6 protein-coding genes are annotated in these 12,836 nt (G+C 72.7%); 1 reads left to right on the top strand and 5 read right to left on the bottom strand.

Annotation, left to right across the window (positions count from 1 at the left end):
- Positions 1–33: 33 nt before the first annotated feature.
- The 4 genes from mmsB to pulA all read right to left on the bottom strand — a co-directional run bounded on the left by mmsB (position 34) and on the right by pulA (position 10,177).
- Positions 34–1,272, bottom strand: coding sequence for a multiple monosaccharide ABC transporter permease (mmsB, locus tag J1G43_RS07345; protein WP_207338942.1), 1,239 nt, complete (start codon positions 1,270–1,272; stop codon positions 34–36).
- Complete coding sequence (gene mmsA / locus J1G43_RS07340) at positions 1,269–2,816, bottom strand: multiple monosaccharide ABC transporter ATP-binding protein (protein ID WP_207338943.1); 1,548 nt, start codon at positions 2,814–2,816, stop codon at positions 1,269–1,271. Before mmsA ends, mmsB begins: the two co-directional genes overlap by 4 nt.
- Before the next feature lie 74 nt (positions 2,817–2,890).
- A complete protein-coding gene (gene chvE / locus J1G43_RS07335) occupies positions 2,891–4,018 on the bottom strand; it encodes a multiple monosaccharide ABC transporter substrate-binding protein (protein WP_207338944.1) in 1,128 nt (375 codons plus the stop codon).
- A 273-nt stretch (positions 4,019–4,291) separates the two neighbouring features.
- Complete coding sequence (gene pulA / locus J1G43_RS07330; protein ID WP_207378214.1) at positions 4,292–10,177, bottom strand: pullulanase-type alpha-1,6-glucosidase; 5,886 nt, start codon at positions 10,175–10,177, stop codon at positions 4,292–4,294.
- A 263-nt stretch (positions 10,178–10,440) separates the two neighbouring features.
- Here pulA and J1G43_RS07325 point away from each other — a divergent pair, with 263 nt between their 5' ends.
- The gene (locus J1G43_RS07325) at positions 10,441–11,748 is read left to right on the top strand and encodes an alkaline phosphatase (protein ID WP_207378213.1); all 1,308 of its coding nucleotides are present in this window, start codon (positions 10,441–10,443) and stop codon (positions 11,746–11,748) included.
- A gap of 87 nt (positions 11,749–11,835) precedes the next feature.
- Here the strand turns inward: J1G43_RS07325 and J1G43_RS07320 are convergent, their stop codons facing one another.
- Positions 11,836–12,828, bottom strand: a complete 993-nt coding sequence (locus tag J1G43_RS07320) for a malate dehydrogenase (protein WP_207338947.1) — start codon at positions 12,826–12,828, stop codon at positions 11,836–11,838.
- Positions 12,829–12,836: the final 8 nt, after the last annotated feature.

Here is a 12,836-nt window from a genome sequence, read left to right as displayed (position 1 = left end):
GGCGCGCACGACCCCCGCCGCGCTGCCGCGCCCCTACTGCGTACCCGCGCGCCGCTTGTTGATCAGGTCGAACGCCACCGCCAGCAGCAGCACCATCCCCTTGATCGCCTGCTGCCACGAGGGGTCGACCGACAGGATGGACAGGCCCATGTTGAGCACGCCCATGATGAGTGCACCGACGATGGCCCCGGCGATCCGTCCGACACCGCCGGTGACGGCGGCACCACCGATGAAGCAGGCGGCGATCGCGTCGAGCTCGAAGTTCGCACCGGCGGCCGCCACGGCGGCGCCCGCCCGCGCGGTCGTCAGGACGGCCGCGACACCCGCGAGCAGGCCGATGTTGACGAAGATCCAGAAGTCGACCTTGCGGGTGTCGACCCCGGACAGCGCCGCCGCCGCGCGGTTGCCGCCGATGGCGTAGATGTGCCGACCGAACACCGTGCGGCCCATGAGGAACGAGTACACGACGACCAGCACGCCGACGATCACCAGGACGATGGGCGTGCCGCCGGCCGAGAACGACAGGATGACCGTCAGGGCCCCGATGCCCGCAGCGATCATCACGAGCTTCGTGACGAACAGGCCGAACGCCTCGACGTGCAGGTCGTGGCGGCGCAGCGCGCGACGCGCCCGCGCCTGCGTGAGCACGATCGCGGCCACCGCGAGCGCCCCGATCACGAGGGTGACGACGTCCATGTCGCCGGCGTACCCCAGGGCGGGTGGCAAGGACCCCTTGGAGATCCGGATGAAGGCCGGCGGCAGGCCCGCGAGGGTCTCGCCGACGATCACCAGCGCGAGCCCGCGGAACACGAGCATGCCGGCGAGCGTCACGATGAACGCGGGGATCCCGACGTACGCGACCCAGAACCCCTGCCAGGCGCCCACCAGCGCACCGACCGCGAGACCCACCAGGACGGCCGCGATCCACGGCAGACCGATCGGGTCGCGCATCGTGACCGCGACGATCCCGCCCACGAACGCGACGACCGACCCGACCGACAGGTCGATGTGACCGGCGACGATCACCATGAGCATGCCGATGGCCAGCACCATGATGTGCGCGTTCTGCTGGAACAGGGCGGCGAGGTTGTTGGGCAGCAGCAGCTTGCCGTCGGTCAGCACCTGGAACAGCAGCACGATGACGACGAGCGCGGCGAAGATGCCGTACTGCCGCGCGTTGCCGCCGAGGCCCTGCAGCCGCTGGGCGACCGAGAACCGGGGGGTGTCCGGCGGCATCGGCGAGGGAACGTTGACGTCGGTGCTGGTGCTCATCGGGCGATCCCGTCCTTGTCCATCGTCATGAAGTGCATGAGGTGCTCCTGGGTCGCGTCGGCCCGGGCCACCTCGCCCGTGACGCACCCCTGGCTGAACGCGTAGATCCGGTCGCAGACGCCGATGAGCTCGGGCAGCTCGGAGGAGATGACCAGGACGCCCTTGCCCTCGTCCGCCAGCCTGTTGATGATCGTGTAGATCTCGTACTTCGCCCCGACGTCGATGCCACGCGTCGGCTCGTCGAGGATCAGGACGTCCGGGTCGGCGTAGATCCACTTGGACAGGACGACCTTCTGCTGGTTGCCGCCCGAGAGCTTGCCCACCAGCGCCGCGATCGTCGGGGTGCGGATGTTGAGCTCCGTGCGGTACTGCTCGGCGACCCTGGCCTCGGCCTCCCGGTCGACGACGCCCCCGCGCGACAGCTTGTCGAGAGCGGCCGCGGAGACGTTGTGCTGCACCGAGTCGATGAGGTTGAGGCCGAACCGCTTGCGGTCCTCGGTCGCGTAGGCGATGCCGTGCGCGATCGCCTGCCGGACGCTCGCCGCGGTGATCTCCCGGCCGTCCTTGTACAGGCGACCGGAGATGCGCGTGCCGTACGAGCGGCCGAAGACGCTCATCGCCAGCTCGGTGCGTCCTGCGCCCATGAGCCCGGCGAGCCCGACGATCTCGCCGCGGCGCACCGTGAGGCCGGCGCCGTCGACGACCTTGCGCGTCTGGTCGACCGGGTGGTGCACGGTCCAGTCCTCGATCCGCAGCACCTCCTCGCCGATGCGGGGCGTGTGCTCGGGGAACCGGTGGTCGAGCGGGCGACCCACCATGCCGCGGATGATGCGCTCCTCGCTGACCGGCTCGCCGCCCCGCATGTCCAGGGACTCCACGGTCCGGCCGTCGCGCAGGATCGTCGTGGTGTCCGCGATCGCCTCGATCTCGTTGAGCTTGTGGCTGATGATGATCGAGGTGATGCCCTGACCGCGCAGCCCCTCGATGAGGCCGAGGAGGTGGGCGCTGTCCTCGTCGTTGAGGGCAGCGGTCGGCTCGTCGAGGATGAGCAGACGGACCTCCTTGGACAGCGCCTTGGCGATCTCGACGAGCTGCTGCTTGCCCACCCCGATGTCGCTGACGCGCGTGTCGGGCCGCTCCGTCAGACCCACGCGCTCGAGCAGCCGGGCGGCCTCGGCGTTGGTGCGGTTCCAGTCCACGACCCCGCGCGCCGCGCGCTCGTTGCCGAGGAAGATGTTCTCGGCGATCGACAGGTACGGGGACAGCGCGAGCTCCTGGTGGATGATGACCACGCCCTGCCGCTCGGAGTCGCGGATGCCGCGGAACTCCTGCACCTGCCCGTCGAGCAGGATGTCGCCCTCGTAGGTGCCGTGCGGGTAGATGCCCGACAGGACCTTCATGAGCGTCGACTTCCCGGCGCCGTTCTCGCCGCAGACCGCGTGGATCTCGCCGCGGCGTACCGCCAGGTTCACGTCGGAGAGGGCCTTGACGCCCGGGAAGGTCTTGGTGATGCCGCGCATCTCGAGGATGTGCTCGGTGTCCATGTGTCCTCGCTGGGTGGTCCGGCCGGGTCCGGCGGCCGGCCGCGCGACCGTGGGGTCGCGCGGCCGGCGCGCTCTCACAGACCGAGCTCGTCGGCGGTGTAGAACTCCGAGTCGACGAGGACCTCGACGTTGTCCGGCGTGATGACCTGCGGGTCGAGGAGGTAGGTCGGGACGACCTTCTCGCCGTTGTCGTAGGTCTCCTCGTCGTTGACCTCGACGGTCTCGCCGTCGAGGATCTGCTGGATCATCGTGGCGACCTGGTCACCCAGCATGCGGGTGTCCTTCCACACCGACATCGACTGCTTGCCGTCGATCATGTTGAGGACGTTCGCCTCGTCCGCGTCCTGCCCGGTGAGCACCGGGTAGTCCGCGCCGGGGGCGTACCCGGCGCCCGCGAGCGCCTGGGCGATGCCGAGCGCGAGGGAGTCGTTGGGCGACAGGACGACGTCGACCTTCGCACCGTCCGCGTAGAACGAGTTCAGGCGGTTCTCCATCTCGGCCTGGGCCGTGTCGGAGACCCAGCCCTGGATCCCGATGGACGTCCAGTCGTCGTTGGACGCCGGTTGCTTGCCCGACGGCACGACGAGCTGGCCGTTGTCGACGTACTCCGAGAGCACGTCCCACGCCCCGGCGAAGAAGAACTTCGCGTTGTTGTCGTCCGGCGACCCGGCGAACGGCTCGAGGTTGAACGGGCCCGCACCGCTCTCGAGGTCGAGCGCCTCGACGATGAACTCCCCCTGCATCGTGCCGACGCGGTAGTTGTCGAAGGTGGCGTAGTAGTCGACGTTCGGCGTGCCGAGCAGCAGACGGTCGTACGCGATGACGGTGACGCCCGCGTCCGCAGCCTGCTGGAGCGTCGGCGCGAGCGCCGTGTCGTCGATCGGCGCGACGACCAGGAAGTCAGCCCCCTGGTTGATCATGTTCTCCAGCTGGGTGACCTGCTGGTCGACCTTGTTGTCGGCGTACTGCAGGCTCGTCTCGTAGCCCGCCTCCTCCAGCAGGCCCTCGAGGTGCGCCCCGTCGCGGTTCCACCGCGGCAGGCTCTTCGTCGGCATCGCGATGCCGACGAAGGTGTCCTCCGCGCTGCCTCCTTCGGTGCTCTCGGTCGCCGAGTCCCGCTCGCTGCTGCAGGCCGCCATGGACCCGACGAGCACACCCGCGGCGACCATCGCGATCGCGCTCTTCTTCCACGCCAGTGACATCGTTGTCGCTCCCTCGTCGTGCCGCAGAGCCGGTCGGGGCACCGGTGGTCCGGGCCTCGCTCCGGCAACGGTGCCGGTCAGCCGGTACGGCTTCGCGTTGCATTCAAGACCTGAACGCTAGGGGTCGGCAAGACCCGTGACCATTCCGTGTCCTGACCGGAACGCCGGGATCGTCCTCGAGCCGTGGCACCCGGCGAACGGCACCTCCCGGGAGCAGCCGGGCGAACGACCGGGTTGTGCCTTCGAGGACTGAAGGCACAACCCGGTGCCGCCTCACCCGCAGAGACCCGGCAGCCAGCGTCCGAGCACCCCGCACGCACCGCGCCACCAGCCGCCGCCGGAGCCGGGGCGCGCGTCCTCGACGAGCACGGCCACGGTCCGCGCCGGGACCACCACGGTCCCGGTCGCCCGGTCGTAGGTGGTCCCCCGCACCACCGGGTCGACCCCGGTCGCCTGCACCGGCGAGAGCGCGTAGCCCCGGCCGGCGAGTGGTTCGACCGTCTGCGTGGTCGGCTCGTCGGACGCGTTGACCACGACCAGCAGTCCGTCGAGCCGCGGGTCCACGTCCGTGGGCGGGCGCCAGGAGCCGGCGCGCCGACGGTCGTCCACGTGCATGACGACCACGCCCGGTGCGGCCTCGGGACCGGACCCGGGGAAGGTGACCTTCTCCTCGATCAGCCGCGCGTCCCCGAGCCGGAACAGGCGCGTCGAGGAGCGCAGCTCCAGCAGCTCGGCGGACGCAGCCGCGGCCGTGGCGATGTCACCGGGTGCGGGCACCAGCGCGGGGTCCGCCAGCAGCGGCTGCTGGAAGCCCCACTTCGCCTCGTTGTCCGGCGCCGGGGGCAGCCCGCGGCCGAAGCCGTTGGTCTGCTGCGACCAGTCGAGCTCGTTGAACCAGTCACCCGAGTCGTAGGAGTTGCGGTCCAGCGACTTGCTGCGCAGCAGGTCGGCTCCCGCGTGCCAGAACGACGGCGTCTGGGCGAGCGTCGCCGTGGCGAGGGACACCGTGTTCATCCGGACCCGGTCCGCCATGGGCGTGTCCTGCGGCAGCTTGAGGTACAGGTTGTCGAACAGCGTCTCGTTGTCGTGCGCGTCGACGTACGTGACGACCTCCTCCGGGGAGTCGGCGTAGCCCGCCGGCTGCCCGTTGTAGTCGAGCTGGTCGCCGCGACGCACCGTGCCGTCGCTCGCGAGCAGCCGGTAGTCCCGCAGGTTGCCCGCCATGCCGAGCCGGACCAGGTCGGCCTGGTGCTGCACCCGCGCGAGCTGCTCGTCCGCGGTGCCGTTGACCGGCGCGCCGTTGGGGTCGGTGAACGCCCCGGAGCCGAAGCCCTGCAGCCGCGGGTCCTCGTCGAACGGGCCGCCGCCGCGCACCGCGTCGCGCAGCCGGTCGGAGAACGTCCCGATGCCCGTCCCGCCCAGCTGCCCCTGCGTGGCCTGCTCGAACAGCCGGTCGTCGGCCACCTCGCCGAAGTTCCAGCCCTCGCCGTACAGGTAGACCGCGGAGCCGTCGACGCCGTCACGCCGCGGGGTCAGGCGGTCGAGCGCGGCACGGACCTTCTCCATCGTCTGGCGCGAGTGGTGGCCCATGAGGTCGAAGCGGAAGCCGTCGACCTTGTGGTCCCGGGCCCACGTGACGACCGAGTCGACCATCATCTTCTCGGCCATGGCGTGCTCGGTGGCCACGTTCTGGCAGCAGGTCGACGTCTCCACCTGACCGGTCGCGTTCAGCCGGTGGTAGTACCCGGGCACGACGCGGTCCAGCACGCTCTTGGCGTCCTGCCCGCTGGCAGCCGTGTGGTTGAACACCTGGTCGAGGACCACCTGCAGGCCGTCGGCGTGCAGCGCCCCGACCATGGACCGGAACTCCGCGATGCGGGCACCCCCGTGGGCGTCGACCGCGTACGAGCCCTCGGGCGCGGTCCAGTGCCACGAGTCGTAGCCCCAGTTGAACGCGTCCTGGCCCGCGACGGCGCGGACGCACTCCTGCTGCTGCGGCGAGTCCGGCGGCAGCTCCGCGAGGTCGCAGCCCGGCGTCGCCTGCGCGTCCCGGTCCTCCTCGATCGACGCGATGTCGAACGTGGGCAGCAGGTGCACGGTCGTCAGCCCCGCGTCGGCCAGCCGCCGCAGGTGGTCGCGGCCGTCGCTGCTGCGCACGGCGAACGCGCCGTACGTGCCGCGCAGCCGCTCGGGCACCGTCTCGTCGGAGATCGAGAAGTCGCGCACGTGCAGCTCGTAGATCGTCTGGTCCACCGGCCGCACGACCGGCTGCCGCGTGCGCTCCCACTGCCGCGGGCGGTAGCGCGGGTCGTCGAGGTCGACGAGCACGCCGTGCGTCGAGCTCGGCGTCAGCGCCACCGCGTACGGGTCGGTGACCCGGTTGACCTCGACCTCCCCCGTCGTGGGCGCGTAGACCGTCACCTCCCACAGGTACGCCGCGCCGGCCCAGGCACGCGGCCCGGCCGCGGTCCACGAGCCGTCGGCCTGCCGCTTCGCGGCGGTCCGCACGGGATCGGCCGACGTGTCGACGGCGCCGCGCCGGTCCGCGGGCCACACCAGCAGGTCGACGTCCTGGGCGGTGGGCGCCCACAGCGCGAGCGACGGCGCGCCCTTGGCCCACGTGGTGCCCAGCGTGCGCTTCACCGCCCGGCTGCCGTACAGGTCGTCGAGCACGCCCGGAACCTGGACGCCGGTGATCGCCTGCGCGACACCGTCGGCGTCCGCCTGCCTCACCAGCAGCTCACCCGTGAGCAGCCGCTCGACCGCGGCGCGGTCGGCGTCGACGCGCAGCGCGAGGTACCCGGCGAGCGCCGGGAACCGGGCGCGCTGGGCTTCGGTCAACCCACCGGGCACGACCGCGAGCGCGACCTCCTCGCCGCCGGTGACCTGCCCGTCGACGACCTCGAGGGTCGCGTCGGCCGCGCCGTGCAGCGTGAAGCCGAGCGTCGTCGGGTCCGTCCCGCTCGGGACGAACGACGCGGGCCAGGCGAGCGTGCGTGCGTCGACCCAGTGCGCGGCGAGCTGCCCGGTGCCGGGAAGGGGCGGGTCCGAGGCCTGCACCGTCAGCACGTGCGTCGCCAGGTCGTACGTGAAGGTGACGGGCGCTCCGCCCGGCACCGAGAAGGCGATGTTCGCGCCGCCGCGGACGCCGTCGACGCCGTAGTTCTCGTCCCACGACAGACCGTGGGCGACCTTGACCTCGTAGGTGCCGGCCGCCAGGTCCGGCAGCGTGAGCGTCGCGGTGCCGTCACCGTCGCCGTCGACCAGGGCGGTCGCCAGGCACGCGGGGTCCCAGTCGGCGGCGCAGCCCGCCTCGCTCTGGTACGAGCCCGGCAGCGTGAGCAGGGCGCCCTGGGCCGACGACGTCACCTGGTGCGTGGTCGCGTCGTACACGAACGTCACCTGCTGCGGGCCGTCGCCCGTGACGGCGTACGTGATGTTGTCGCCGCCCGGGGTGCCGCCCGCGCCGTAGTTCTCGTCCCAGGTGCCCCCCACCGCGACCTTGTACTCGTACGAGCCCGGCGGGAGGGTGAACGTCCCGGAGTACACGAGCCCGTTGGTCGACGTCAGGCGTGCGGCCTCGCACTCCGGCTGCCAGTCGCCCGGGCAGCCCATCGCCGCGTTGTGGCTGCCGGGGACCGTGACGAGCGCGTCGCCGGGGCCGGCCGGCGGCTCGACGCCGTCGACCGCGACCCCGACGCTGCCGTACGTCGACGCCGCGCTGCGGGCGCCGGCCGCGTCCTCACGCACGGCGCGGTACTCCACCAGGGTGCCCGGCGCCAGGTCGGCGACGTCGTGGAAGACGCGCGGCGTGGTGGTCTCGGCGGTGCCGAGCGGCGTCCAGGCGTCGTCGCCGACGACCCGGTAGGCGAACGAGGTGGCTGCCGCCACGTCGTCGGCGACGTCGGCCGCCACGGGCGCGAGGCCGGTGAGTGCCGCCCCCGGCGCGGGCACGGTCAGGGCGATCGCGTCGTCGCCGGTGGCGACGGTCGTGCCGGCCCGCAGGACCGTGGCACCGAACGGCGGGACCGTGAGCGTGACCGCTCCCTCACCGTCGGCGGTGACCGGCGCGCCGTCGACCGCGTCCGTGCCCGACGTCGTGAGCAGCGGCGTGAACGTCGCGCCGGGGGTCAGCGTGTCGAGCGTGACCGTCGCCGGCGCGGCGGCGTTGTTGAGGGCGACCAGGTGCTCGACGTCGTCGTCGCCCACCCGCGAGAAGGCGTACACCGCGCCGTCCGCGTAGCGCTCGACCTGCGCCCCGGTGGTCAGCGCCGGCGTCGCGGCCCGCAGCTCCGCCAGCGCCGCGACGTGCGTGTAGAGCGCCGTGCCCGTGTCGTACCGGTCGACCGAGCCCGCGGGGGTGCCGTCGAGCAGCGCCTGGTCGGCGTACTCGTCGACCTGCGTGGCGAAGAGCGACTGCCGGGCGGCCTTGTCCCCGCCGCTCTGGCCGTCGTCGCCGACGAACCCCTGCTCGTCGCCGTAGTAGACGACGGGCTGGCCGCGCGTCAGGTACATCAGGGAGTGCGCCAGCCCGGAGCGCGCCTGCGGGTCCTCCGCGCCCTTCACGACGTACCCGATGCGGCCCATGTCGTGGTTGCCGAGGAACGTGGGCAGCGCCTGCGCGTTGCTCGTCGGCGTGGTGTAGCGGTCGTCGCTCGCGAACAGCGCCTGCAGCCCCGCGGCGGACAGGCCCTTGGCGTAGTTCGCCGCAGCCGCCTGGAAGGGGAAGTCGAGGACGGCGTTCATGTCGGTCTCACGCACGTAGGGCGCGGTGAGCGCGGCGTCGGCGTCGTAGACCTCGCCGAACATGAAGAAGTCCGGGTTCCCGGCCGCCGCCGCGTGCTGCGCGACCTGCGTGGTGAACACGTCCCAGAACTCACGGTCGACGTGCTTGACCGTGTCGATGCGGAAGCCGTCGACGCCCAGGTCGACCCACGCCTCGTAGACCTCGACGAAGCCGTCGACGACCGTGGGGTGCTCGGTCATGAGGTCGTCGAGCCCGCTGAAGTCCCCGTGCGTGACCGACTCCCCCTCCCACGTCGAGTTCCCGCGGTTGTGGTAGAGCGTCGGGTCGTTGAGCCACGCCGGGACCTTGAGGTCCGCCTCGGCCGGGTCGACCACGGGGGTGTAGGGGAACGACCGCTCCGCGTCGAGCGTCGGGAACTCGCCGGTGCCCGCGAAGTCCGCCGGGTCGAACGGCTCGCCCGTCGCGTCGCGGTACGGCTCGGTCGCCTGGTCGACGTAGTCCTGGGTGCCCTCGGCGTAGTCGATGACGTCGGCCGTGTGGTTCGTGATGATGTCGAAGTAGACCTTGATGCCGCGCGCGTGCGCGTCGTCGATGAGCGCCTCGAGCTCGGCGTTCGTGCCCAGGTGCGGGTCGATCCGCGTGAAGTCCGTGATCCAGTAGCCGTGGTAGCCGGCCGACGCGTCGGCGCCCGTCCCCTGCACCGGGCGGTTGAGGAACGACGGCGTCAGCCAGATCGCGGTGGTGCCCAGCCCCTCGATGTAGTCGAGCCGCTCGCGCAGTCCCGCCAGGTCGCCGCCGTGGTAGAAGCCCTTGTCGGTGGGGTCGAGGCCGGTGGTCAGGCGGTCACCGGTCAGGCCGCCCGTGTCGTTGGTCGGGTCACCGTTCGCGAACCGGTCGGTGAGGACGAAGTAGAAGCTCTCTCCCGCGCCGGCGTCGCGGACCGGGTCGGCGACCAGCGCGGCGTCGGCGTCGGTGTAGCCGCCCGTGAGGTCCTCGACGACCACGGACGTGCGGTGCGTGGCGTCGTCGTAGGTGAACGTGAGGTCGGCAGGGCCGGCGAGCACCAGCGGGGTGTTCGCGTCGGTGCCGTCGGCGCCGTACGACGCGTCCCAGCTGCCGTCGAGCGCCACCTTCCACTCGTGGCTGCCGGCGGGCACCGTGAACGTCGCGGAGAAGCGTCCGGGCACGTCGGTGGGGCCGAGCGTGGTCGCGGCGCAGGCGGGGTCCCAGTCGGCGGCGCAGCCGAGCTCGTCCTGCAGGCTGCCGACCAGCACGACGGACCCGGCGGCGGCCGCGGCGGGCGCCGTGAGCGCGAGGGCACCGCCGGCGGCGACGGCGGCGGCGGCCACCGCGGCGACGAGGCGACGGGCCGTGCGTGGGGCGGGTGGGCGGGGCTGGGGACGGCCGGCCATCGAGACTCCTTCGTCGCGGCACGTCGTCGTGCCGTGGTGGATGTGCAGCGACGGTAACCCGTTGCAAGAACTTGCAGCAAGGGTTTCGGGCAGAGCGGTCGAACCGGAGGAGCCGGGCGACCGGCAAGCGCTCCCCCGACAGGCACGGCCCGCGCCTCGCCCCCGTTGCCGACCACGGCCGGCGAGGGCATCGTGGACGCCACAGGCCCGCGGGGGCCCGGCGACGGTGACGACGACGTCCCGTACGAGGGGGAGGCGGCAGCATGCGCACGGTCCGGCAGACATGGTTCTCGGCGGGCGGCGCGGTCGCCCTGACGCTCGGCCTCGCGGCGAGCGCGTCGGTGCAGGGACAGCCCGACGGGCAGGGCGCGGACCGCGGGCGCGGGAGCCCCGCCACCGCGCGCAACGTCGTGCTGGTGGTCGGCGACGGGCTGGGCATCGCGGCGCGCGAGGCCATCCGGCTCGCCACGGTCGGCCAGGACGGGCAGCTCGCGATGGACGGGCTGCGGTACGCCGGGTGGACCCGCACGGACTCCGCCGACCCGGAGGAGGCCGTCACCGACTCGGCCGCGAGCGCGACCGCGTTCGCCACCGGGGTGCGCACGTACAACGGCGCGGTCTCGGTCGACGTCGACGGCAGGCCCGTGGCCACGCTGCTCGAGCACGCCCAGCGGCTGCGCAAGGCCACGGGCCTGGTCACCACGGCCCAGGTCACCGACGCGACACCCGCCGCCTTCGGGGCGCACGTCCCGGACCGCGGCGACCAGAGCGAGATCGCGCGGCAGTACGTCGAGGTCACGCGTCCCGACGTGATCCTGGGCGGCGGCGAGGACTGGTGGTACCCGGCGGGCGACGAGGGCGCGCACCCGGACGACCCGGACGACCCGCGCCCGGAGGTGTCGCGCAGCACGGCCGGCGACCTCGTCGCCCGTGCGCAGGCGGTCGGCTACGACTACGTGACGAACGCCGAGGAGCTGGCCGCCAGCCGGTCGGGGCGCGTCCTCGGGCTGTTCGCCAACGAGGAGATGTTCGAGCAGGCCCCCGAGGGGCAGGGCGACGAGTACGCCCCCACCGTCCCCCTGGCCACGATGACCGCCAAGGCGCTCGACGTCCTCTCCCGCGACCGGCAGGGCTTCTTCCTGCTGGTGGAGGAGGAGGGCGTCGACGAGATGGCCCACGCGAACAACGCCGCGCGGGCGATCCAGGCGGGGCAGGCGCTCGACGAGACCGTCGCGCTCGTCCGGGAGTTCGCCGAGCGGAACCCCGGCACCCTCGTGGTGGTCGTGGGCGACCACGAGACCGGCGGCCTCGCGGTCGAGAACGTCGACACCGCGGACGAGTCCGGCGACACCGCGAGCACGGAACCCGCCGTCACCCAGAGCCTGGAGGACGGCCCCTTCCCCATCGCGGGCAGCGACCTGCAGTTCACGGTCGACTGGACCACCGGGAGCCACACCGGCGGCGCCACCCCGCTGACGGCGGAGAGCCCCGGCGCGGACCGGCTCGCGCGGTCCCAGCACAGCACCGACGTGTTCGACGTGATCCGGGAGGCCATGCGCGGCCGCCGCTGACCGGGCGCGACGTGGCGTGGGCGGCCGGGCCAGCCCACGCCACGTCGAGACTCCCCGGGAGCAGGTCCCCGAGCCGTCGCGCGCCCGTCAGACGAGCCCGAGCGCCCGCACCGCCTCGCGCTCCTCGACGAGCTCCGCCACGGACGCGTCGATCCGCTCGCGCGAGAACGCGTCGACGTCCAGGTCGGGGACGATCGTGTAGGCGCCGCCGGCCGCGGTCACCGGGAACGACGAGATCAGCCCTTCCGGCACGCCGTACGACCCGTCGGACACCACCCCCGCCGACGTCCAGTCGCCGCTGGGCGTGCCGTGCACCCACGTGTGCACGTGGTCGATCGCCGCGTTCGCGGCCGAGGCCGCCGACGACGCGCCGCGGGCCTCGATGATCGCGGCGCCGCGCTTGGCGACCGTCGGGATGAACGTGTCGCGGACCCACGCGTCGTCGCCGACGACCTCGAGCGCGGGACGCCCCCCGATGGTCGCGTGCGTGAGGTCGGGGTACTGGGTGGCGGAGTGGTTGCCCCAGATCGCGAGGCGCGCGATGTCGTCGATGGCCGCGCCCGTGCGGTGCCGCAGCTGGGCCAGGGCACGGTTGTGGTCGAGCCGCGTCATCGCGGTGAACCGGTCCGCCGGGACGTCGGGCGCGTGGGACGACGCGATGTACGCGTTGGTGTTGGCCGGGTTGCCCACCACCAGGACACGCACGTCGGACGCGGCACCGGCGTTGATCGCCTCACCCTGCGGGCCGAAGATGCCGCCGTTCGCGCTGAGCAGGTCGCCGCGCTCCATGCCCTTGGTCCGCGGACGGGCACCCACCAGCAGCGCGACGTTCACGCCGTCGAACGCAGCCTTCGCGTCGTCGGTGATGTCGATACCGTCGAGCAGGGGGAAGGCGCAGTCGTCGAGCTCCATCGCCACACCCTCGGCGGCCTTCACCGCCGGCGGGATCTCCAGCATGCGCAGCCGCACGGGGGTGTCGGGCCCGAGCAGCTGGCCCGAGGCGATGCGGAAGGCGAGGGCGTACCCGATCTGACCGGCGGCGCCGGTGACGGTGACGACAGCGGGCGTGGAGACGGACACGGACGGGC

This window comes from Cellulomonas sp. zg-ZUI22, assembly GCF_017353535.1.
Classification (GTDB): Bacteria; Actinomycetota; Actinomycetes; order Actinomycetales; family Cellulomonadaceae; genus Cellulomonas; species Cellulomonas wangleii.
The sequence above is the reverse complement of the archived record's forward strand: the minus strand, read 5'-3'. Positions and strand labels throughout refer to the sequence as shown.